At 60.7% G+C, this 23,158-nt stretch carries 21 protein-coding genes; 10 read left to right on the top strand and 11 right to left on the bottom strand.

Going from position 1 to position 23,158, the window contains the following annotated elements:
* The 6 genes from AC0L2O_RS25150 to AC0L2O_RS25125 all read left to right on the top strand — a co-directional run.
* The coding region (locus AC0L2O_RS25150; RefSeq protein WP_473371603.1) for a transposase at positions 1-280 on the top strand (280 nt) is incomplete at its 5' end.
* 61 nt (positions 281-341) lie between these two features.
* Positions 342-812 carry a hypothetical protein gene (locus AC0L2O_RS25145; RefSeq protein ID WP_473371602.1) on the top strand — a complete coding sequence of 157 codons (471 nt, stop codon included), beginning with the start codon at positions 342-344 and terminating at the stop codon, positions 810-812.
* A gap of 686 nt (positions 813-1,498) precedes the next feature.
* Positions 1,499-1,891 carry a hypothetical protein gene (locus tag AC0L2O_RS25140; protein ID WP_473371601.1) on the top strand — a complete coding sequence of 131 codons (393 nt, stop codon included), beginning with the start codon at positions 1,499-1,501 and terminating at the stop codon, positions 1,889-1,891.
* A 1,718-nt stretch (positions 1,892-3,609) separates the two neighbouring features.
* Positions 3,610-3,825, top strand: coding sequence for a hypothetical protein (locus tag AC0L2O_RS25135; protein ID WP_473371600.1), 216 nt, complete (start codon positions 3,610-3,612; stop codon positions 3,823-3,825).
* A 158-nt stretch (positions 3,826-3,983) separates the two neighbouring features.
* Positions 3,984-4,355, top strand: a complete 372-nt coding sequence (locus AC0L2O_RS25130; protein WP_473371599.1) for a Cif family virulence factor — start codon at positions 3,984-3,986, stop codon at positions 4,353-4,355.
* Between the two features lie 146 nt (positions 4,356-4,501).
* A complete protein-coding gene (locus AC0L2O_RS25125; RefSeq protein WP_473371598.1) occupies positions 4,502-5,548 on the top strand; it encodes an MFS transporter in 1,047 nt (348 codons plus the stop codon).
* Positions 5,549-5,938: 390 nt separating this feature from the next.
* On the opposite strand, the gene AC0L2O_RS25120 is transcribed toward AC0L2O_RS25125, so the two are convergent.
* Both AC0L2O_RS25120 and AC0L2O_RS25115 read right to left on the bottom strand, forming a co-directional pair.
* On the bottom strand, positions 5,939-6,451 hold the full coding sequence (locus AC0L2O_RS25120; protein ID WP_473371597.1) for a hypothetical protein: 513 nt from the start codon (positions 6,449-6,451) through the stop codon (positions 5,939-5,941).
* Between the two features lie 52 nt (positions 6,452-6,503).
* Positions 6,504-7,451 (bottom strand): SDR family NAD(P)-dependent oxidoreductase, encoded by a 948-nt coding sequence (locus tag AC0L2O_RS25115; RefSeq protein WP_473371596.1) that lies wholly within the window; start codon positions 7,449-7,451, stop codon positions 6,504-6,506.
* 128 nt (positions 7,452-7,579) lie between these two features.
* Here AC0L2O_RS25115 and AC0L2O_RS25110 point away from each other — a divergent pair, with 128 nt between their 5' ends.
* Positions 7,580-8,212: a TetR/AcrR family transcriptional regulator gene (locus AC0L2O_RS25110; RefSeq protein ID WP_473371595.1), complete on the top strand. Its 633-nt coding sequence runs from the start codon at positions 7,580-7,582 to the stop codon at positions 8,210-8,212.
* 701 nt (positions 8,213-8,913) lie between these two features.
* On the opposite strand, the gene AC0L2O_RS25105 is transcribed toward AC0L2O_RS25110, so the two are convergent.
* The 9 genes from AC0L2O_RS25105 to AC0L2O_RS25065 all read right to left on the bottom strand — a co-directional run bounded on the left by AC0L2O_RS25105 (position 8,914) and on the right by AC0L2O_RS25065 (position 19,262).
* A complete protein-coding gene (locus AC0L2O_RS25105; protein WP_473371594.1) occupies positions 8,914-10,116 on the bottom strand; it encodes an ABC transporter substrate-binding protein in 1,203 nt (400 codons plus the stop codon).
* Positions 10,116-12,578: a xanthine dehydrogenase family protein molybdopterin-binding subunit gene (locus tag AC0L2O_RS25100; RefSeq protein WP_473371593.1), complete on the bottom strand. Its 2,463-nt coding sequence runs from the start codon at positions 12,576-12,578 to the stop codon at positions 10,116-10,118. The genes AC0L2O_RS25105 and AC0L2O_RS25100 overlap by 1 nt, the downstream gene beginning before the upstream one ends.
* The gene (locus tag AC0L2O_RS25095) at positions 12,571-13,065 is read right to left on the bottom strand and encodes a (2Fe-2S)-binding protein (RefSeq protein WP_473371592.1); all 495 of its coding nucleotides are present in this window, start codon (positions 13,063-13,065) and stop codon (positions 12,571-12,573) included. The genes AC0L2O_RS25100 and AC0L2O_RS25095 overlap by 8 nt, the downstream gene beginning before the upstream one ends.
* Positions 13,062-13,940, bottom strand: coding sequence for an FAD binding domain-containing protein (locus tag AC0L2O_RS25090; RefSeq protein WP_473371591.1), 879 nt, complete (start codon positions 13,938-13,940; stop codon positions 13,062-13,064). The genes AC0L2O_RS25095 and AC0L2O_RS25090 overlap by 4 nt, the downstream gene beginning before the upstream one ends.
* 10 nt (positions 13,941-13,950) lie before the next feature.
* Complete coding sequence (locus tag AC0L2O_RS25085; protein WP_473371590.1) at positions 13,951-14,649, bottom strand: ABC transporter ATP-binding protein; 699 nt, start codon at positions 14,647-14,649, stop codon at positions 13,951-13,953.
* Positions 14,636-16,396 (bottom strand): branched-chain amino acid ABC transporter ATP-binding protein/permease, encoded by a 1,761-nt coding sequence (locus AC0L2O_RS25080; protein ID WP_473371589.1) that lies wholly within the window; start codon positions 16,394-16,396, stop codon positions 14,636-14,638. The genes AC0L2O_RS25085 and AC0L2O_RS25080 overlap by 14 nt, the downstream gene beginning before the upstream one ends.
* A complete protein-coding gene (locus AC0L2O_RS25075; RefSeq protein ID WP_473371588.1) occupies positions 16,393-17,262 on the bottom strand; it encodes a branched-chain amino acid ABC transporter permease in 870 nt (289 codons plus the stop codon). The genes AC0L2O_RS25080 and AC0L2O_RS25075 overlap by 4 nt, the downstream gene beginning before the upstream one ends.
* Positions 17,263-17,290: 28 nt before the next feature.
* Positions 17,291-18,415: an ABC transporter substrate-binding protein gene (locus AC0L2O_RS25070; RefSeq protein ID WP_473371587.1), complete on the bottom strand. Its 1,125-nt coding sequence runs from the start codon at positions 18,413-18,415 to the stop codon at positions 17,291-17,293.
* Between the two features lie 61 nt (positions 18,416-18,476).
* Positions 18,477-19,262, bottom strand: a complete 786-nt coding sequence (locus tag AC0L2O_RS25065; protein WP_473371586.1) for a cyclase family protein — start codon at positions 19,260-19,262, stop codon at positions 18,477-18,479.
* A 113-nt stretch (positions 19,263-19,375) separates the two neighbouring features.
* On the opposite strand from AC0L2O_RS25065, the gene AC0L2O_RS25060 reads away from it, so the two are divergent.
* From AC0L2O_RS25060 to AC0L2O_RS25050, 3 genes are all read left to right on the top strand, one after another.
* Positions 19,376-20,089 carry a TetR/AcrR family transcriptional regulator gene (locus AC0L2O_RS25060; protein WP_473371585.1) on the top strand — a complete coding sequence of 238 codons (714 nt, stop codon included), beginning with the start codon at positions 19,376-19,378 and terminating at the stop codon, positions 20,087-20,089.
* A 31-nt stretch (positions 20,090-20,120) separates the two neighbouring features.
* Positions 20,121-21,389 carry a fumarylacetoacetase gene (fahA, locus tag AC0L2O_RS25055; protein ID WP_473371584.1) on the top strand — a complete coding sequence of 423 codons (1,269 nt, stop codon included), beginning with the start codon at positions 20,121-20,123 and terminating at the stop codon, positions 21,387-21,389.
* 398 nt (positions 21,390-21,787) lie between these two features.
* A complete protein-coding gene (locus AC0L2O_RS25050) occupies positions 21,788-22,684 on the top strand; it encodes a LysR family transcriptional regulator (RefSeq protein WP_473371583.1) in 897 nt (298 codons plus the stop codon).
* The last annotated feature ends 474 nt before the right edge of the window (positions 22,685-23,158 follow it).

Raw genomic sequence — 23,158 nt, 5'->3', positions numbered from 1 at the left:
CAACACCCACAAGAAGAACGAGCACTGGCTCAAGGCCCACCCCAATGTGAGCTTTCATTTCACGCCGACGAGCGCGTCCTGGCTCAATCAGGTCGAGGTCTGGTTCTCGATCCTGCAAGGGCAGTCGCTCAGCGGCGCTTCCTTCACAAGCCTGACGCAGCTCCAGGAGCACATCGATGCCTACATTGACGCATACAACGAAAGCGCCAAGCCCTTCGTGTGGACCAAGAAAAAAGTTCGGCAGCGCAGATTCAAAGGCCGCCGTATCACTCAGCTCTGATTCCGGGTACTAGACTGATTTGATCAGGACGCTTTGCGGCTCCCGCGTAGGAGCGTGCCACGTGATCAGGACCGTCGCGCTTGGAGTAGTTTGCCTGGCTGGCCTCGGTGCAATTGCCGCGGCTGCAAAGAAATCACCTGCGCCGCGACCTGCTGAGATCGTTTTCCCAGTCGCAGCCGGCGACAAGTCCGATCGCCTGCCAATCACCAGCATTCCGGAAACCACAACCGAGGCGGACAAGGTAAGTATCGTTTACATTCCACCTGTCGAAGCTCATCCGGTCGTTCCGCCTCAACCGCCACAACCATCAAAAGAAACAAAACGCCCGTCGGCTGCTGATTTCGTTCCTCGCCATTGGCACGATCCACACGATCTGAAGAACAAGGCGACCAAGCCAACGTCCAGCGACACAAGACAGGCTAACAGGCGCTCGCAGAGCCCAAATCAGATTGCAGAAGCAGGAAGCTGTCGTACTGAGGGACTAGATGGCCTTTTGCGGAAGCTCAACCTCTCGTCGCCGTGCCAACCGTAGCGTCCGCTATCAACCCACCGACTGCAGATGCAACAAATCTTCAGAGTTGTGGAGAACGGACGAAAAATAAGACCATTGCGATACAAGTGGCATTTAATCCGACGCAGTGAGTCGGAGTTCCGAAGTGCCAGACATTTGGTTTCCACTTCTTGCGGCCGGCATCGTGGGCACACTTCTATTTTTAGCGTTCCGGCGATAACTCGCCGCGCGCACGTGTGGCAATGAATCCTCAGCCGCTGCTGAGATCGCGGTTCCTTGCGCGAGCTTCTTTGACTGTGCAGAAATACAAAGGTTCACTTCCAAGACCGGAGGTGGACGTGACTACCTGGTTGCTCAGTTTTCTTATCATTTTGAGTGTCGGCATTTTAGTCGCGCACGTTATCGACGCCATGCGATCCTGAATGCGCGCCAGTCGTTTCTCATCGATCGGATTTGTCGAAGAAGGATTGAAATTGGTGCACTGTTTAAACGTAAGCGCTTCTCCGCGCGAAATAGACCAGCTGAGTGTCTGTCCGAGAACATCTTGAATCATCGGAATCGTTTATGATTCAAGGGATGCGGTCCGAATTTGAAGGGGCGCCCATGTGGACGAAGGAGAACCGCGGTCGTTGCGACCGCAGCCGGCTACGTTATCCCAGCGACTTGACCGATGAGGAAAGGGCGTTACCGCAGGCGCCCGGCCCGGCGTGTACGCGACCGAGGTCAACATTCAAAATATCACGAGTCAGCCGGCGCAGGTCGCGAAATTTTTCGTACCCTTGATCAACGCGGGCGCCGTTATTGGGCGCGAGCCCAAATTCGCCGATCCAGCTAAAATCTCTCAACACACCGGCGAGCTCATCACCCTTCCACCGCTGGCGGCGACGATGGACGATTGCTGCCGCATCGCGGAGTTGCTGCTCGGCGGTCCCCCAAGCGGAGAGTCGGCGCTCACAATCGGCTATCTCACGATCGGGAGCTTCTTCGAATTGGCTGTCTCTGCGGTCTACACAGCGACCCCCCTTAGCGGAGACGGCATCAGCATTGACGTCGAGTACATTCTGCCGCGGCGGCTGGGACGTGGCCCGGGTCAAGGCTGAAAACCGCCTAACAGAACAAAGGGCATTGCGAGGTGTTGGTCCCTTTGCGCACGCAGTCTTCCTTTCCGAGGAAATCCGTCTGCAGCGGAAGCGGGTCCCGGGCCTTGACGGAGGTCGCTGAGGCAGATGGCATGTCATGCGAAAGCATTCAGCTTCGTTTGAAAAAGATTCGAGCTGCTGCGCGAGCAAGAACGGAGATTCGCAAATCCAATATTCTGGAAGAAGCGGTCCATAGAGCGACTTGAGCGTAGAGCAATCGTTGTTCTCGCGCGCGCCAGAACTGCGACCGTCCGCTTGATCTTGGACCTGAAATCGTGGCTACCTCCTGATAGGTTCGCGTAGATCTTTAAGCATTTAACAGTGCGCAAAGCGGAGCCTAGCCATTGCCCTATGTTTACCGTTCGGGCATCACGCTCCCCTCAGCTCATCCACACGATCGAAGTTGAGAGAACGATCGCTGCAACTTCTCAGTTTGCCGGCCCAGCATCTGGTAGCGGTACTCCCTTCACCGCACGCTTGGCGGTACGATTTTACCGCTCACGTTCTCGCGGGAATCTTATGAACCCTCAAGCAGGGGTTAATATACTAAACCAAACATCGCACCTCTTTCTCTCTGAGGGGCCGCATGGCTGAACCCTCCCGATCGGCCACACAATGTCTCACCGGCGGAGGTGAGATGGGCGCAGCGATGCGCGCGTTTGATTGGTCAAGCAGCTGCGTCGGTCCACCGAACCGTTGGCGAGCAGAAGATATTCAAGGTCGTGAAATGCTCTGGCAGGCTTCGCGGATGTTGGAGACCGCCGAGCGACCACGTGGCTGGGATCGCTGTAGTAGCTGCTGTTTTGGCGATTGCCGGCGGTGCGACAATTGCAGTTGTCGTGAGTAGATCCGTCAACCCAAACGGTGGGCCGGTTCTAGCCGTTCACCGTCAGATCAACTTCGTGTCAGACAGCGAGGAGCATCTCACGTTTACAAAGGCGCTGTTGGAAGTGTCCGATTCCGTCCGGCGACGGACCGACGTGGCCACGATCTGCCGCCGGCGCCGCAGCGTGTCTTGCGACGCGTTCGGAGTGACCTCGATGATCAGTCCGGCCGCGTCGGCAGCGAAGCCGGCGGGTCGGAAGGACCCAACGTGTCTCAACCACCCCAGTTCTTATAATGGTTATCATACACACTTGGCTGGTCATCGTAGTGGACTCGCGGCCCAGCCGGTGCATAGGCAAAACCCGAAACGGGGCCAGAGATCAAGCCCTGGTTGAGACGGACAACGGCATGCCGCCGATGTGCGTGACGCACCGTGGCAGCATTGGCCGAGGCACACAGACTGATCAAAAGACCCAACGCAAAAATAGAACGCATCGCATTTACTCCGATTGTCACCTTGTCTTACGTAATGCCGGGGGCCGCACTGTCCCAATCAAGCGGCTTCACGATCGGTCACATCTGCGGAAAAAATGGGGCCTGCTCTCCTAAACGTCGAAACGGATTGCGCACTGCTTCTGCGGCGAGCTCGAGCACGACGAAATCTTCCATCGGCGCGCTTTCGACAGAGCTGGGAAGATCTGCATGTCGGACCACCTAGCCTTCGATCGTCCATCGCAACATCGACTTCGGCCCGTACACGAAAGCGGGAGTTGCGTGTGTAGCCATGGGCGTCCCACCGCGGTTCGTTTTGATGGACCCTGACGAAGTGGTCATTCAGGATGGATTCGCCATCGATGTCGATCGCTTTAACCGAGCGGTCGCTGAAAGTGAACCAACGGTCCGGTGATGTGTGCGACGCGTGTGCTCTTTTCCTCCAGTCGCTGGACCGCAAGCGCCGAAGGAAATCACCATTCACCATCGAATCGATAGACGATCGTTATTGCCGCTCGCCGCGCGGCGTGACGCCGTCGCGGCCTGCGCAACTTGCCTTCCTTTATGAATGGAAGTGAGGACTGTCGCAGCACAATTCCCCGCAGCTATGCAAACTATTCGTACCGGATATTGGAAACTTTCGTCCCGCGTTGCGAACAATGACGACCACTGTCGCAGATTTCATCGATTAACGCCCAGGGCGACCGTTTCAGCCAACACGAACAGGAGACCCCTCATGTCTGACTCCTATCCGCTCCCTACTGAAGCCGGAGGCATTGTCGCTCCGCTGCTTGAGCGATTTCACTCCGGTGAGGTCAGCGCCATAATGGCGTTGTACGACCCAAAGGCCGTATTCATCGCGAATGACGGGCCAACCATCACTGATCACGCCGAAATCACCGCCCGACTCGAGCGCAATCTCAGGCTCGGTCTACCGCCGAAGGCCAAGGCGCGACATGTGTCGTTGCCGGCGATATCGCCCGGATCGTGCTGGACTGGTCAGTTGATGGCACAGGTCACGATGGCAAGACGTGCACCTTGGGGGCTCGGCGAGCGATATGGTGCGCGCGCTGCAGATGGACGATGGGCGGTGCCTGATCGACAATAATCACGAGACGCTAGTTCGAAAGTCCGCCTGATATATGCGCGGCACGGCAGCTCTCAGCGATGGAGCCGCTCTTCGGCCTGGCGTCGACGATCAAAGCCACTTCGTGAAACTACCTAGTCGGAGATTTTGTCTCTGGGAGACGACGGATGCACGGCCCGATAAGAAACGTGGCACCAGTGATCAACCAGACTCACCGGGGCGGAACGCTTCGGCTGGCATTCTTGTCTGCGGTAGTCTCCCTAGTGGTCTCGTTTGCCGCGGCGGCCGCTCCGATTCCCCTTTACAACATCTACCGGACGGAGGACGGGTTCACTAACGCCGGCATCTCGAGGGCCGTCGTCGCCTACGCCATCGGCACTATCACCGCACTGTTGGTGCTGGGACGACTATCCAATCATCTCGGCCGCCGGCTCACTGCGATCATTAGCCTCAGCCTGGTACTGCTGGGCTGTCTGCTGTTGCTGAATGTACACGACATCGACACCCTGCTGGCCGGTCGGCTCCTCGTGGGCGTCGGTACCGGGTTGGCGAGCAGCAGCCTGAGCTCCTACATCGTCGACGCCGCACCCGGCAGACCAGAATGGTTGGCGTCCGTCGCCTCCAGCCAGGGACCGATGCTCGGCCTCACTGTCGGCGCCATCGCCTCCGGCGCCCTGGTCCAGTTCGGTCCCTGGCCACGCGATCTCATCTACCTGGTTTGCATCGGGTTCCTGTTATTGTCTGCCGTACTCATTGCCATCAGCCCCGAAACAGCAACTCCGACGCCAGGCGCTTGGCGATCGCTGTTACCCCGGGTCAGCGTACCCGCCCGGGTCAGGCATCTGCTCCCTGTCGCGGCGGCCGTGTTCCTGGCCACATGGGCAAGCGGGGGCTTCTACCAAGCATTCGTGCCCGCGTTAGTCGAAGATCAACTCCACACCCGCAGCCCGCTCATACTCGGACTGGTGTTCGCCGCCTATATGACCCTCAGCGTTCTCGGCGCTCCCATCGGCGGCCGGTTCACATCCGCGGTAGCCCAACGCGTTGGTATGATCACCTTTCTGGCCGGAATGATCGGCCTCAGCATGGCGATCGCCGCCAGCACACTGGTTTTGTTCATCATCGCAACCATCCCCGCCATCGCAGGCGGAATCTGGTCCTCCGCCCATTTCGCTGGGACCGGCCTTAGTTCAGGACACCGGCGCTCAGGATGATCCGGCACAATGCTGCAGCGCCTGCGCCGCCGTCGACGCGGCAAGCTGCATCAGCCGCGACAACTTCGTGTGCTTGCGACAGCATCTACGATGCCTATGTCAACGCCGCCAAAAACATTCTGAGGCCCAACCGGAGGACTTCCGGGGATCGGCCGTGAATCGAGCCAGACTATGGGCCGGAAGCAGGAAGAAGACGCTTGTGAGAGTGGAAGCTCGGCCTTTCAGGGCCGAGAGTAGTCACGAACAGAATGTCGACGCAGCCATGCTTTTGCGTTCCGCTACAAGCGACTTTACCGCAGTCGTACGATTAGGATCGGAAAAGATCACCTCGCAGCCCGGCATATCCTGGCCGGGCTGCGGCGAAAGCTTGAGGATTCGAGCCGGTGAGGATTACCCTCTCCCCTCGGTCTTGAACAACGGCTCGCCGCGCCTTGTAATGAGCTGCCAAATAGTGAGGCCAACGGCGACCTCGACAGCCGTCACATAAAAGGCAACGATCAGCCAAGGTGCTCCGTTTAAGTCGCCTAGAGTGCCGGCGCGGATTGAACTAATGGTGCCTGACCCGAAATCCAGAACTGTCTCGATGACGAGTAGCCATATAAGGGCGATCGACAAACGCAGACGCGAATGGAGGCAGAATAGGATCACCAGCGCCAGCGCCCACCCGGCAAGATCGCCGATGACAATCTGATCACGAATAGCATTGGGCATTTTCATGCCGGCGTCCTGTGAGGAATAAACCGCGAGAGCCAGGGTTCGTCCCAAATGGACGGCAGTCAATGCCATCAGGGCGCTTCCGCGGCTGAGGTTTCGTAGTCGCGGTACAACGTACCACACCGCCAGAGCAATAAATGCGCCCGTGTTTAAAACCTGGGCCAAGTACATGGCTATCTCGGCATTCATGGCTTTTAACCCTTCCCGTGGACTATTGCAGCGACCGCTGCATGGATTATGGCTAGGACAAGTCGACGCCTGAGACCTTGACGATGGCCTGCCACGCGGCTTGCTGGTTGGCGCGATCGTGAAAGTGCGGTTGGCGCATCGCCTCAATTGGGCCGGTGAACGTCTTCGGCGCCGAGGCGAAGAATTGCCCTGAGACGTCGGTTCCGAACTCCGATGCCTGGAGATATCGACGGGCGGCGATCTCAGGAGTGTGAGACATGCCGGGGATAAGCTTCATCAGCGGGACCATCAGCCACTTCAAAGCCGGGCCAGCGTTTCGCATCCCCTTGGTGTCGGGTGTGCTACCAGGCGAGACGGCGCATACGGCCATGCCGGGCGGTAGCAGGCGCGAAAGCGCCGCCGCCCACCAAGCGGCCATGAGTTTCACGTCGGAGTGCGCCCGGCGAGGCTCATACTTCACGCTCGGCCCGCTGCGCAGCAGGGCTTCCACCGCTGCGGTTCGATCGCCATGGTGTTTCTTGGCCGCAAGGACCGCCACGTCGGTGTAGGGGAACAAGGGTACGTCCCCTCGGGCAGATTCGGAGCCGGCGATAACAATCCGCGCATTGGGGCTCAGCAGATTTGCGCGGAGTAACCCGACAGTCAGTTGGTGATGGCCGACTAGCGGGGCCTGAGTTGCCTCGATACCCGCCGCAGTGACGACGCGCTCTTTGCCGCCGATCCATCCTGCGTTTAGAAGCAGGAAATCGATCGGCCGACCTCGCTTTATGAGCTCGGCGAGGGCGGATTGAACGCTGGCCGGCGTATCTAGATCCAGCTCCAGCGGCGTGAAGGCCCTCATATCGGTCTCAGCCGCGAGCTGAGCGGCCGTTTCTTGGACCCGGGCCAGGCTGCGCCCGGTGACGATGACCGCGCAGTTGCCTTCGGCGGCGAGCAAGCGGGCGGCGGCGTGACCGAGTCCGGAAGTAGCGCCGGTGACCAGAGCGATCGAATGCCCCATGGGTTGTAGCTCCGTGTGAAGGTGGAAGGTCTAGCCGTGGGGCTCCGCCAGGCCAGCGCGACCTTGCCAATTTTGAACTGTTCGATTATATATTAGCGAAACCGATGTCAATGGAGTTTTGAACCTAAATGTTCGAAAATCTCGCACGGTCGCGCGGTCGACCACGCAGCTTCGATGAGAAGCAGGCGTTGGAAAAAGCGACCAAGGTGTTCCGGTCAAAGGGTTACGATGGCGTGACGATCGACGATCTCGTCGCCGGAATGGGCGTGGGACGGCCGAGCCTGTATTCCGTCTTCGGGGACAAGCGGACGATATTCTTGCGCGTCCTCAAAACGTACGCGGAGGCGAAGGGCGCTCTTGCTGCGAAAGCGCTCTTCTCGGCGCAATCTCTCCGCGATTCGCTCGCCGGCTTCCTGAGGCACGCCGTAGAAACAGCGACCGAAGAAGGATCAGCACCGGGGTGTCTAATCGTGTGCGTTGCGCCGCTCGTGAACGATGCTGAGGTCCGACAGTTCGTGCAGGACGCCACAGCTGCAGCCGCGGCGCAAGTAGAACGCCGCTTCCGCGACGGGATCAGCGCAGGAGAACTCCCGTTTGACTTTCCCGCAACCGCGCGCGCGAGCCAGGTCATGGACCTTGGCCGCGGTCTGACGATGCGTGCGCAGATGGGCACGCCGCGCAGAACGCTCCTCCGGGATGCAGAGGAAGCGGCCGACTTGGTGCTCCTGTCGCGAAGTGAAAATGCGGCGCCAGAAGGTTGATGCGCGCAATTCGCAAAGGAAAAGACAATGCCAAATACCACCTACGAACTTATGCCTAGTACGGGCTTACCGTCACGCATTTTCTCGTCTCAGCAGATATAAAGAAGGCGGTGGACCTCTACTCACGCATCCTCGGCGGGAAGGTCGTCATGGACGGCGAGAACGGCAAGGCGAACGTAGCGCAGCTCGCGAACACGTGGGTCGTCATCAAGGAATAGATGATGACGAGCAATGTGGGGCCGTAACCGTACGAACCGATCGGTTCCGAGAACGCTTGCTCGTGACAGCGAGTGTCGGACGGCCGCATGGATGCAAGCGCTAGCTCAGCGATGGCAGAACCATCAGGGCTGCCAATGATCAGGATGGGCCCGAGAATTCTTCAGCGAAACCGACGACGAGGAACGGAATTAATCTCCGAGGGCCCGCGGAAACGTTGGCCGGACGGCTCCGGCAGAGGATGGTGGAAGCGCCGCTTCGCGCCGTTGCCAGCTTTCGTATTGGGAGTATGGTTTGCCCGTCAGGGTTGGAGCCGAACGCCACGGGCGAGGCGAATCTTCCCCGAAGGAGAGAGCCGCTCAACCGTAATCATGGCGCCTTAGAAGAACGACCTGATGCGATCAGCCTCTCACGGCTATCCTCCAGGTCCTAGTCTAAGTTGGCTCTTCTTGAATGAAGCGGCGAGCAACTGACCCATGGTATAGTCACTCGGGCGCGATCCCTATGACGTCACCGAAAAAGTCCCAACCGGTTCCGTTGAAGCGCTGCAACTGAAGCTGTGTGAAGGCCTGACTGTTGTTCTCGTCGGTGTTGAGCCGAATGCCTGGGAGCGTCAGCGGCAGCGCCAAATTCTTGATGCTCCGCGATTGCTTCAAGATATTCTCGCGCGACAGGTCGGCCCCACATTGCTTCATTATCTGCTCGAGCAGCATTCCATGGTTTACACCGACAATGTAGAAAAGGTCAGACACATCGGCTCCCGGCAGATATTTCCCGAGAATCTCTCGATAAAGTTTGATGCCGGCGTCATCGGCATTCTTCGGATCGAGAACATCCTTGAGATAGGAGGCGGAGATCACACCGATAGAGATATCCAGACCGGCCGGCTTGAGTGTCGAAGCTATCGAGCTTGAAACACTGTTGAGAAAGCGCGTGGGCTTCCACTCGATTTCATGAGCCTTGCGTATCGCTTGCGCGGCAAATTTTGGTGTGCCGCCAATCAGGAGCACGTCAGCACCCGAGCTTTTCAAGCGAACCACCTGGGAATCGACGGTCGGCTCTGACACCTCGTATGACGCGACCACTACCCGTTTGTCGAAATCATCCCTGAATTGAGATTTGAGGGCATTCAAGAAATCTTTGCCGAGATCATCGTTCTGATACAGCAAAGCGATCTTTGCATTCGGCAGGGTTTGAGCAATGTACTTGGCGTAAATCCGGCCCTCCGTCTCATAGCTGGGGCCGCCGGTTGTCGTGTACGGGTATTCCCTGAAGTTCGTGAACTTTGATCCACCTGAAAGGATGAAGAGGTCCGGAATCTTCTTGGAGTTTAGGTACTTGATCGTCGCCGCATTGGTCGAGGTTCCAAGCGGCCCGAAGATGAAAGCCACCTCGTCGCTCTCGATCAGTTGGCGCGTTTGTTCGATCGCCTTTGGCGGGCTATAGGCATCGTCCAGCGCGATGAACTTGATCTTGCGACCGTCAATCCCGCCTTTGTCATTGAGGTAGTCGACATAGGCGTTCAATCCTTTGCCCGCACTTGCATAGGCCGATGCCGGTCCGCTGAACGGATATGTCGAGCCGATTTTTATTTCGGCCACCGTAACCCCCGGAGCATTCTCCGCGGCGCGCGCCGTAAGCGGCAGCGTTGCGATCAACATCGCCGCGACCAGTTGAATTCTTATCATTACGCCTTGCTCCTTGGATATCGCGGTGAATTCCCGCTCTTGGGCGGCGTGGCACTGACTCGTGCCATGAGCTCGTGCAGGAAAGAAGGAGTGACCGGAAGTTCGTCGACAAAGATCCTTTCCTCGGCGAACGCGTCATCGATGGCCGAGGCGATGGCGGGCATCGCGGCCAACCGGCCGCCCTCCCCGCATCCCTTGATGCCGAACTCCGTGAAGGGGGACGGCGTCTCGACGTGGTCCACGACGATGTCCGGCACCTCGTGCGACGTCGGCACGGCGTAGTCGCCGAGCGTGGCCGTCAAGAGCTGACCATCTTCGTCGTAGTGGTACTTCTCGTACAGCGCCGTGCCGATGCCCTGCGCGATGCCGCCCTTGATCTGGCCGTCGACCGTCTTCGGATTGACGATTGTGCCGGCGTCGTGGACGGCGACGTAATGCAGGATTTTGGTCTTGTTGGTCGCCTCGTCGATCTCGACCACCACGATGTGGCAGGCGTGGCCGACGATCGGATAAAAGACGCCGAGATCGGACCGGTCCGCGTTCGGCATGGTCGTGTAGGGATGGTCGTAGGTATACTGCGCGACCAGTCCGCTGCGGAAGCTGTCGTCGGCCGGAAAGAGCAGCCTGAAGCTGTGTGCGGCCCGGGAGATCTCGGCGAACGAAAGTCCCTTGGCCGGCTCGTTGCGCGAAAAGATCCTCTCGTCGTAGCATTCGAGCTCTTCGGCCGCGATCCCCGTTTGGTGGGACGCGTAACGGAACATCTTCGCCTTAAGTTCGCGGCAGGCGCCGGCGATGGCGCCGGCGATCATGACGGTGTAGCGGCTGCCGACCGGTCCCTTCGAGATCAGTCCGTTGTCCGTCGTGGCGTAGTTGATCGTGATTCGCTGCGGATCGATGGACAGGTTCTCCGCCACGAGCTGCGTGGCCATCGTCTCAGGATTGTTGCCCCAGTGCGGGGCGTAGAGCGTGACAACCGCGATTCCGTCCGAATTAAGCTTGATCTGAACGCTTTCGGGACTGCTCGACTGCGGCAGGATCGGATTCTTGTCGAGGAACCAGAGTTCGGTCACGCTGAGCACGCTGCGCTCGTTCACAGTCGAGATGCCTATCCCGATGCGCTTGCCGCGTTTTGCGGCTTCTGCCTTCATGCTCCGCCAGCGCGGAACGTCCGCAAGGCCCAGCGCGCGGTCGAGGACACGCACGTAGTCGCCGCTGTCGTAGATGTTGCCGTTGGGAATGCGGTACGGAAACTGCTCCTTGGCGATGAAGTTCTGGCGCCGGAGTTCGATCGGATCCCGCCCGAGCGTTCGCGCCGCTTCGTCGACCAGCCGCTCGATGACGAAGTTGCCGACCTCGCCGCCGAAGCCGCGGTACGGCGCCTGCTGCGTCTTGTTCGTTACGACCGCGGTGAGGTCATATTCGAGGGCGTCGATCCGGTAGGGACCGGTCGCTTGGGCCAGCGCGTTGCCGTGCGAACCCGTGTTCATCAAGAAGTAGGCGCCGTAGTCGTCGATGACCTTGAGGCTCAGACCGGTGAACCTACCATCCTCCCCTACAGCGAGCGCCGCGTCGTAGACCCGGTCGGACGCGTGCTGGTTGCCGTTCGCCATGTGCTCGAGGCGGTCCTCCACGTATTTCACCGGGCGTCGGACTTTACGGGCCAGGGCGGCGGCGATCATCGGCACGTGGTACAGCGAAGACTTGCCTCCGAAGCTTCCGCCCACGTCTAGGACGTGGAAGTTGATCTGGTACGGTTCGACGCCCAGCGACCGCGCCAGCCTGGCGCCGATCACGCTGTGCTGGGACATGTTGGAGTAGACGGTGAACTTACGCTCCGCCGGGTCGTATTCGACGACCGCGCCGCATGTCTCGATCGGCTGCGGCGACACCCGCGGCCAGCGGAAGCGCCGGCGTATGATATGCTTCGCCTCCCCGAAGGTCTCGTCCACCGGGCCCCACTTGTAGTGGCTCTTGTGCACGACGTTGCTGCCGAACTCCTGATGCAGCACCGCGTCTCCCGTCGCGGAGATGGCCTCCTCCGGATCCACGACCGCTGGGAGCGCCTCGTACTCGACCTGGATCAGCGCAACCGCGTCCTCGGCGATGTACCTGCTCTCCGCCACGACGGCCACGACCGGCTCACCGACGTGGCGGACCTTGTCGATTGCGATGCAATGCTGGATGACGGGCGGGTTGCTGAGCGTCGGCAAGGGCCCAGTGGTCTCCGCGAGTTCGCGGCCGGTCACGACCGCAAGCACACCCGGCAGACGGCGTGCTTCCTCGACATCGATCGAGATGATGCGCGCGTGCGCATGCGGGCTCGCGAGAAGCGCCACATGCGCCATCCTCGGCAGCGCGATGTCGTCGACGAACTTGCCGCGTCCCATCAGGAAGCGGGCGTCCTCCGGACGCTTGATGCTCCGGCCGATCCACCGGAAATTCCGTCCCGAAGAGCTATTCATGGCCGATCTCCTCCCTGCCCGCTGCCGTCCGACCGGCGGCCTCGACGGCGTCGATGATGGTCTCGTAGCCCGTGCAGCGGCACAGGTTGCCGGAGAGCGCCTCGCGGATCTCCTCGCGGCCGGGACAGGCGACGTTGCGCAGCAGTTCTGTCGCAGTCATCAGGAAGCCCGGGGTACAGAACCCGCACTGCAAGCCGTAGGCGTCGCGGAACGCTCCCTGCAGAGGCGAAAGGGCGTCGTCGGCCGAGAGGCTCTCCACGGTCTCGATGGCGCATCCGTCCGCCTGGACGGCGAAGGTCAGGCAGGAACGGATCGAGATGCCGTCGAGCAGGACCGTGCAGGCGCCGCAGACGCCGTGCTCGCAGCCGACATGCGTCCCGGTAAGCCCGAGATCGCCACGGATGAAGTCGGAGAGGAGCAGCCTCGCCTCCACGCTGCGCGTGATGAATTCACCGTTGACGGTGAGCTCTATTGTCGTCTTGGTCACGATACTTCCTCCAACGAGCGGTCCCGGGCGTTCGCGAGCGCGCGCACAATTAGGGCCCGGGTCAAATCCTTGCGGTAGGCGGCGCTGATGCTGGCGGAGGCGCCGAACTCAACTTCCGCCACGACCGCCTCGGCCGCGGCGGCAATCTCTGCCGCCGAGAGGTCGCTGCCAGCGAGCTTCCGGTCGGCGCCCTCGATCCTGATGGGGCGGTCCGATACTCCGGTCAGGTACACGACAGCCTCGTCGCATCTGCCGTCCGTGATGCTGATCTTGGCCGCGACGGCCGCCATGGCGAAGTCTCCCTTCCGAAGGTTCATCTCCTCGAATGCGGTCCATTCGCCAGCGGCCCGCTTAGGTACCCGGATCTCGACCAGGAGTTCGTCCGCTTCCAACGCAGTCGCGAACACGCCGAGGAAGAATTCGCGCGCGTTGACGGTCCGGCTGCCGTCGTGCCTGCGCAGGACCATCGTGGCGTCCAGAGCGCACATCACGGCCGGCATCTCCGAGGCTGCGTCCGCGTGCGCGAGGTTTCCGCCGATCGTGCCGCGGTTGCGGATCGTCGCATGCGCGACGTGTTCGTAGGCCGCAGTGATCATCGGCGCGTGCTTGGCGATCACGTCGCTCGACTTGAGCGCCGCATGCCGTGTCAGCGCTCCAACGGCGAGGTGGTTGTCGCTCTCGCGGATGTAGGCCAGATCGTGAAGCCGGTTGATGTCGATGATGACCGCTGGTTGAAGCACCCGGAAGTTCATCATGGGCACGAGGCTCTGTCCGCCTGCGAGAAGTTTCGCGTCGCCGTCCGCGTGAGTGCGCAGGGCAAGCAGCGCCTCTTCCACGGTCGACGGTCGGATATATTCGAACGGGGCAGGCTTCATTCTTGCTTCCTCAGAATCCGAGATAGGCTTTTTGAACCGCGGGATCGGCTGCGATCGTCGCGCTCGGCCCCTCCTTCACGATGGCGCCCGTCTCCATGACATAAGCCCTGTCGGCCACTTCCAGCGCCATTTCCGCGTTCTGCTCCGCCAGCAGCAGCCCGAGCTTGCGCTGCCGAAGCTTGACGAGGAGCTCCGCGATCTGGTCGACGATGATCGGGGCCAAGCCGAGGGTCGGCTCGTCCAGCATGATGATCTTTGGCTCCGACATCAGCGCTCTCGCGATCGCGAGCATCTGCTGTTCGCCGCCCGACATGCTGCCGGCCCTCTGTGTGGCCCGCTCACGTAGCCGCGGAAAGAGGTCGAACATCTCCTCCACGAGCCCCGCCTGCCGGGGCTGGGTCCGCGCGACGGTGCCCAGCCGCAGGTTTTCAAGCACACTCATCTGCGCAAAAACGTGTCGGCCCTCCGGAGACAGCGCGATGCCGTTGCTGACGCGGTGCGTGCTGGGAGTTGCGGAGATGTCCTTATCCTCGAAGAAGATGGTGCCGGTCGATTGGGCGAGGCCGAGAATGGCCTTCATCGTCGAAGACTTTCCTGCCCCGTTCGCTCCGACCAGCGCGACGATCTCGCCGGTGCCGACCGTGAGCGACATGTCGTGGACGGCGCGCACCGGACCGTAGTCGACCGAAAGCCTGTCAAGCCGAAGCATGCGCTGTCTCCGTCTTCAGGCGCTTCTCGCCGAGGTACGCCTTCACGACGTCGGGCATGTTGCGTACGGCGACGGGATCTCCCTCCGCCAGCTTCCTGCCGTGGTGGAGGACGATCAGGCGGTCGCAGAAGCTCATCAGCATACGCAGATTGTGGTCGACGACGGCGAGCGTCAGTCCTTCGTCCCGAAGCCTGCGCAGTACATCCGTCAGCCGCAAGGCTTCGGTGTGGTTCAGTCCCGCCGCGGGCTCGTCCAGAAAGAGGATGTCGGGGCGCGCGGCGATGGCGACTGCGATGGACAGCATCCGCTGTTCTCCATAGGCCATCGTGCCGGCCGGCTCGCCGGCGCGGGCCGAAAGACCCACCTTGTCGAGACATGCCGCCGCCCATGCCGCGCGGGCGCGTTCACGCCCGACGAAGCTCCCGGTCCGGAAGAGCGCGGCGAAGAAAGTTTCCTTGAAGAGGAGATGGCTGGCGATCATGACGTTCTCGAACGCCGAGAGGTCCGGGCAGAGAGCCGTGTGCTGGAAGGTGCGGACGAGCCCCAGCGCAGCGATCTCATGCGGAGGCAGGCCGCCGATCTGGCGCGAGCCGTACGTGACCGATCCCGACGTCGGACCGACAAAACCAGAGATCAGGCTGAGGCTTGTTGTCTTACCTGCGCCGTTGGGTCCGATGATCCCGACGATCTCGCCGGGCGCTATGTCGAAGGAAACGTCCTGCACCGCCTTGAGGCCACCGAAGCTCCGTGACAGCCCCTTGATCGTCAAGCCCCGGTGATTCTGTTCGGACGCCGGAATGGGGACGCGCGGCACCTCCCGGGCGTCGCCCGCCGGGGACCTCCCCGGCAGGAGCGACAGCAGGCCTTCGGGCCGCAGGCGGACCACGAGGAGCAGGATGAGCGCAAAGATCGCGATCCTGTATTCATCTACAAATCGCAGCGTCTCCGGAAGGACCGCGAAGATGATGCCGCCGACGACTGGTCCGAGCAGCATACCGCGGCCGCCGAGGATCGCGGCCAAGAGTCCTGTCGAGGACTGCGACACACCAAACAGATCCGGGCTAAGCACGAGTATCTTGGGTACCAGAAGCGCGCCCGCGAGCGCCGCGATGCCGCCGGATATCCCGATCGCGAGGATCCTGTATTTGAGCCCCGCTATCCCGACGCTCTCCGCCAGGTTCGGCTCGTCGCGCAGCGCGAACCACGCCCTCCCGTAGGGACTGTCAACGAGCCGCTTCAACGCCAGGAGCACGAGCGCCACCACGATCAGGCAAATCATCAGGTGATACTGGGCGAAAGTCAGCCCCGTCGCCTCGAGCGCCTGTATGCGCGGGCGGGGGACGACGATACCCAGGGGACCGCGCGTCAGGCTGACCCAGTTGAGCGCGACGAGGCGGAAGATCTCGGCCGTGGCGAGCGTGGCGATTGCGAAATACGGGCCGGCCAGGCGCAGCGACGCGAAGCCCACGAAGACGCCCAGGACCGCGCCAGGCACGATCGCGAGCGGAACCGCCACCCAGTAATTGATGCCCAGATTGACCGATAGCAGCCCAGCCGCGTAGGCGCCCACGCCGAAGAACGCCGCGTGTCCGAACGAGATCAGGCCAAGGTAGCCGAGCGTGATGTTCACCGAGAGGCCGAGCAGGGCGAGCACCGCGGCATAGGTCGCGAGCCCCGCATAGTAGGTCGGCGTCAGGCCGGCTGTGACCAGAAGGCCGAAAAGGACGATTGCTGGGAGGAATTTCATGCGAGGCCACCTGCGAAGAGCCCGCGCGGCCTTACCAGCAACGTAACCAGCAGCAGTCCGTAGATGATGGCGGAGGCGACCTCCTGCGGGAGCCAGATGCTCGTCACGGACTCGACGACGCCAAGCAGCAGGCCGCAGACGACCGCACCCGACACGCTGCCCATGCCGCCGATCACGACCACAACGAACGCGTTGATGATGGCGTGCTGGCCCATGGCCGGACTGAACGCGACGGTGGGCGCAAGGAGAGCGCCTGCTAGACCGGCGAGCGCAGCCGCGATGACGAAGGTCGCCGTCCTTATCTTCGGCACGTCGATGCCGACAACCTTTGCGGCGAAGGCGCTCTGCGCCACCGCGCGGAGCTTTCTTCCGAAAGCGGTCCGCCGGAGCGAGAGTTCGAGGACCAGCAGCAGGCTTATGCCCACCAAGATCGAGAAGATGCGTTGGTAAGTCAGCGCGACTGATCCGAGCACAAACGTTCCGGGTATGCCGTCAACGCGGATGGGCTGCGGTCCGTAGGTCGCAAGCATTGTCTGATAGATCAATATCCCGACGGCAAACGTGCTGACCAGCACGATCGAGTTGCCGTCCGGACCGTCGAGGACTGACCTGACCGCGATCCTGTCCACGACCAGCGCGAGCAGGACGACCGCCACGACCGCCGCCGGCAGCGACAGGAGGTATGGAAGGCCGAGATAGGACGTCACGATGGCGGCGACGAAGCCGCCGATCATGTAGAATTCGCCGTGCGAGAAGTTGATTACGTGCAACACGCCGAATATGAGCGTTAGACCCAGCGCCAGAACCGCATAGGCCATTCCGACCGAAAGGCCGTTCGCCGTCTGTTGAAGGAGAAGAGTGCTCACGCAGAAGTTCCGTCCATGCGATGGCGCGTCAGGATTTGATCTCGATGACCTTGCCGCCGCGCACTTCGACCCGGATGACAGTGTCTCCAGAGGCCTGGCCCGCGGCGTCGAACCGGACGCTCCCCCGCGGGGTTTCCCAGGTACCCGCGCGGATGATCTCAGCGACCTTCTTCGGGTCCTTGTCGCTGCCGGCCGCCTTGATGGCGTTGGCCACGATCCAGACCGTCTCGAAGCCTAGGACCTCAATCTTGCCGGGCGTCTCGCCAAACTTCTTCTCGTAGGCGGCCACGAACTTTTGGTTGAGGTCGTTCTTGAGCGTCGGGCTGTAGATATCCTCCGAAAAAACGCCTTCCGCGGCCGCCCCGCCAATCTTCGGCGTGTCGTTGTTCAGCAGGCCCGGCGTGATGCAGCGCTTCGGATCGTATCCGAGATCCTTCATGCCGCGCAAAATATTGCCCGACTGCTCCGGATTGCTCGCGACGATGCAGACCAGATCCGCGCCCGATCCACGCAAATTGCTGACTAACGCTGAGAAGTCGCTCTGCGTCATCGAGAAGAGGTCGGTGTAAACGAGCTTGTCGCCGAACAGGGCCTTGAAGTTCGCGATGTTCAGCCTGCCATAGTCGTTGTTCTCGGCGACCAGCGCCACCTTCGACGGCGCGACGGTATCGAGGAGGTACCGGTCGAACGATTTGGCGTCCATCGCGGAGGTCCTATTCAGCCGAAAAATGTTTCCGTTGCCCTGCTTGGTGACGTCGGGATGCTTCGGCACCGCTAACATGAGGAGCGCATCTTCGGACTGGATCACCGGGATCACGGCCAGGGCGACAGTGCTGCTGATCTCACCGACGACGAACTTAACGTCATCCTGGGTCAGCAACTTCTGGACAGCTGAGACGCCTTCCACCGGCGAGTAGTTTGTGTCGTAGGTGACGAGCGAGACGGGGCGCCCCAGCACGCCGCCGGCCGCGTTCAGCATGTCGACGGCGATGTTGCTGCCCTGCACGCCTTGCTTTCCGATGACGGACTTCGTCGGGTAGATGACCCCGATCTTCACCGGCTTTCCGGATTGCGCGGCGGCGCACACGGGGACGTTGGCCGCCAATAAGGTACCGACCGCCAACGCCGCGACAAGTCTGCGAGAAACCATCATTTAAAGCTCCCTCAAAAAAATCAATTGCGGGACGTTCTTCGTTCCCGTCGTCGTCCGTCTGCTACTCGTCGAAGATCGCCACCGCCCGCGTCCAGCCGGCCGAAGCGGCGCGGATCTTCACGGGGAAGCATGCGATGCGAAAACCGGAAGGCGGCAGTTTCTCGAGTTGGTGGAGCTTCTCGATGTGGCAGTAGGCGCGCTCGCGCCCGGCCTTGTGGCCTTCCCACACCAGACGGTAGTCCTGCGTCTTCGCAACGCGCTCGGCGGTGTATTCGAACGGCGCGTCCCAACTCCAGGCATCCGTACCGGTTATCTTCACGCCCCGCTCGGTCAGGAACAGCGTCGCTTCTCTCCCGACGCCGCAGCCGGCCGAAACGTAGTCCGACTGCCCCAAGCGCTCGCCAGCCCGCGTGTTGACGACAACGATGTCCAGCGGCCGCAGATCGTGGCCGATCCGCCGCAGTTCAGTCTCGACATCTTTCGCTGTGGCGACGTAACCGTCGGGTAGCGACCGGAAATCCAGCTTCACGCCGCGCTGGAAGCACCATTCGAGCGGCACTTCGTCGATGGTTAGCGACCTCTCCCCGCCGGGCTGCAAAGCGTGGTTCATCGTCGGATGGAAATGATAGGGCGCGTCGAGGTGCGTGCCGTTGTGCGTGGTGAGTTCGACCTTCTCCATTGCCCAGGCTGCGCCGTCCGGGAGCTTCCCGCTATCAAGATCGGGAAAGAACGCCTGCATCCGGTCGATTGTCATCGAGTGATCGAGATACGTGATGCGCGGCCTGGCGAACGGGGGGTCGCTGGCCACGTCGTTTTCGATAGGCACAGATATGTCCAACACCCGCATTCGGCCGCTTCCTTATTTCCCTGATGCTCCACTAACCTTCGATCGCGGCATCAGTCAAGCGCTTGCTTGATACAGTCGCTTGACTGCCCAGTGGTGTTTTGCGATTGTCCGTTATGAACACGAAGACCATCGACCTCCCCACTCCTCTTCCTCCGGACACGGCGGACAGGCTTCTCGACGCTGCGGAAAAGCTTTTTGCGGAACGTGGCTTCAGCGGCGTATCGACGCGAGCGATCACGGAAGCGGCCGGAGTCAATAATGCCGCGGCGCACTACCACTTCGGTTCGAAGGCCGCCCTCATCTCCGCGGTTTTCGAGAGGCGCCTCGGCCCCATCAACCGCCGCCGTGAGGAGATGATCGCCCAGGTGCTGAAGGCCGGAGGCTCGGTCCCGGAGATATCGGCGATACTTAAGGCGTTCATCGGCCCCACACTGGGAATTGGCCAATCTCCAGGAGAGAAGAGTTTCAAGATACTGGCTGCCCGTTCGTCGATGGATCCGTCGTCGGAAGTCCGGAAGACGGTGTTCAGCTTCTATCACGCCGTCGGCAAGGCCTTCATCGATGCGCTCATGCTGGCGTGCCCCCATCTCGACCGGAAGGAGTTCGCCTGGCGCCTGGCCTGCGTCTACGGCGCCATGCTGTACATCCGCGGCGACAACGGCCGCATCCAGGAGATCCTTGGAGACGACATCTCGTTCTCGGATCCGGACGAGGCCCTCGAGCACGTGATTCCCTTTCTAACCGCCGGGCTGTCGCTTCCCCCGATAAAACCCGCGCGATCCAAGTCGGGCCGGACGCCAAAGAAGTCTCCAGCAAACCGTACTTAGACGCGTCGTAGCGACCGACCACGGAATCACCATGCATCCTAACGACCCCGCACTCCGCTCCTTCGTCGACGTCCCGCCCGGCTCCGATTTTCCGATCCAGAACCTGCCCTACGGGATTTTCTCGACGCAGGATTCGCCTTCGCCGTGCATGTGCGTCGCAATCGGCGATTACGTACTCGACCTGCAGGCGCTGCACGCCGCCGGCCTGATCGGCCCCACAGCTGTCTTCTCCGAACCGACGATCAACGCCTTCATGGCGCTCGGCCCAAAAGTCTGGTCCGAGACACGGGCGCGGATCAGCGATCTGCTGCGCCACGACAATCCGGTGCTACGCGACGACGAAGGCCTGAGGGGATGCGCTCTCGTGCCCCGCAGCGACGCCAGGTTGCATCTTCCGATCCGGGTGTCCGGCTTCACGGATTTTTACTCGTCGCGAGAGCACGCTACGAACGTCGGAAGGATGTTCCGCGGCGAGAATAACGCGCTGTCGCCTAACTGGCTGCATATCCCGATCGGCTATAACGGCAGGGCTTCGACGGTGGTCGTGAGCGGGACCGAGATCGCTCGGCCTCGGGGCCAGACGAAGGCTCCTTCTGAACAAGCCCCGAGCCACGGTCCCTGCCGGCGCCTCGACTTCGAGCTCGAGATGGGAACGGTGATCGGACAGCCGTCTGCGATGGGCACAACCCTGGACGAACAGCAGGCCGAAGCGATGATCTTCGGCTTCGTCTTGCTCAACGACTGGAGTGCACGCGACATCCAGCAGTGGGAGTACGTGCCGCTCGGGCCATTCCAGGCAAAGGCCTTCGCCACGTCCATCGGTCCCTGGGTGGTGACGCGGGAGGCGCTCGAGCCGTTTCGAGTCAAGGGACCGACTCAGTCCCCCGAGCCGCTTCCGTACCTCCGACAGAAGGGTGCCAACAACTACGACATCGTTCTCGACGTGACGCTCCGTGCCTTCGGGATTAAGGATCCGACGACGATCTCGAGCACGAACTTCAAATACATGTATTGGTCGCCGGTGCAGCAGCTTGTGCATCACGCATCATCCGGATGTGCCATGGAAGTCGGCGATCTGCTCGGCTCCGGCACGATCAGCGGTCCCGGTACAAACGAGCGCGGCAGCATGCTTGAGCTTAGCTGGAATGGCGACGAGCCGGTTGCGCTTGCTGCTTCCATCGAACGCTCGTTCCTTGAAGACGGCGACTCGCTCGCCATTCGCGGCCATTGCCAAGGCGATAGCTACCGGCTCGGATTTGGAGAAGTGGAGGGTACAATCATCCCTAGCTATTCAGGCTAAGTCCGGTCGAATACGCCGCAGGTCAGAATTGGCTCTACGCTCTCCATCTTCGCCTCAGGCGTCGCATCGAGCTACTCCACAGGCACGAACGCCGACAGACCCTGAGCACCTCGATAGCGACTTTTTCGCTCGGGACAGAAGCAGTGGCCCCACCTCGCCCACTGCTTATCGCTCAACCAGAACTCGCCCCTCGATCACCTCTCTCAACGGAGAACCTGGATCAGATCCGCGGCGCCTCGGGACTCCCGTTTCTTGGGTCTCAGAACCTAGCCTATCTATTGTCGAATGGATGTCTACACTGACTGGAATGAGTGTCTTGAATCGAGCATGAACTTTAGGACCTAGTTGCTGCGCTTCGCAGAAATGCAGAAGCGCAGTGCCGAAACGAGAGAAGGCATATGCTTCGCGGGAATTTGAACGATATCCTCATATTCATGGCAATCGTGGATGCTGGCAGCTTCGTTGGTGGCGGGCAGGCGATGGGCTTGACCCGGTCGGCAGCAGGAAAGTCCGTAAGTCGTCTTGAAGACCGGCTTGGTGTTCGTCTCCTCAACCGCACAACCCGAACACTGGCGCTCACCGATGAAGGGCGGGCATTTTACGACCATGGGCTGAGAATTCTTGCCGTGGTTGATGATGCGGAATCTAGCCTGATGGGGCAAGGAGGTAAGCCAAGGGGCCTTCTACGCCTTACAGTTCCCGATACGTTTGGACGCCTCGTTGTGCTCCCGCTGTTGGGCAGGTATCTTGAGATGTGGCCCGACGTCCAAATCGAAGTGAGCTTTTCCGATCGCCTGACTGACTTGATCGAGGAAGGTTTTGACCTAGCCATTCGTATCGGTGCTACCACCACCGACTCGCGGCTGGTGTCCAGGGTAATTGCCAAATATACGGCCAAACTCTGCGCTTCGCCGGCGTATATCGCCAAGCATGGCCAGCCACATAATATCGATGATCTCTCTGATCATGACTGCTTGATCTTCAGTAGTCGCGCGAAAAGGCTGAACTGGAGATTCCGCGATGGAGAACGGGTATGGATAAAGGCGCAGGGACGAAATCGCCTGAGATTGGATAGTGGCGAGGCCATCAAGGACGCTGCAATCGCCGGTTTGGGCATTGCTTATCTCCCGGAGTTTCTGATTGCACCGGATCTTGCGTCAGGTCGGCTCTGTCAGGTGCTGCCAGGAGTAGAAAAAAATGAGGTAAAAATCGTCACGATCTATCCAACGAAACGCTTTCTTGAACCGCGCGTCAGACACTTCATCGATTTGTTGGTTCAGGAGCTGGGCGGCTGACACCCCTTGCTATAAGGGTATCATGCGCTGGCTTGAGATCATTAAAATGTCACGTGTGGACGGCGCTCTTTTGGTAAGAGCTCAACGACGTTGATGCAGACTTGGTCGGGTGGGGTCAGGTGTTCGGCCTGTTGATGCGGCCTTTGCGCAGCTGGCCCTGATATTCGCTGAGCCGAGTTCCTATCACCGAAGCGCGCTTCTGACGCGCTGACCTCTTATCGGATTGTCGCCGCTCACCGGTTTGGCCGCTGGACGGCAAGACTGTGCCAACAACACTTTCCGGTCGGGCCAAATCGTTGTCAGAAACGCGCGCAGCGCTTGAGGCCATCGGCGCCACGCCGCAAGACATCATCATCGCACGACGCCATCTGACGGACATGACGCCCGAACGTATAGAAGAACTCTAGCCGCATGTTCATGCGTTGTTTTCCGCGTCGTCTATCGAGCGTTTCCGTCTTCTTGGTGCACGCCAAA

The organism is Bradyrhizobium sp. Kon10, assembly GCF_055807395.1.
This window is presented reverse-complemented; position numbering and strand designations above follow the sequence as displayed.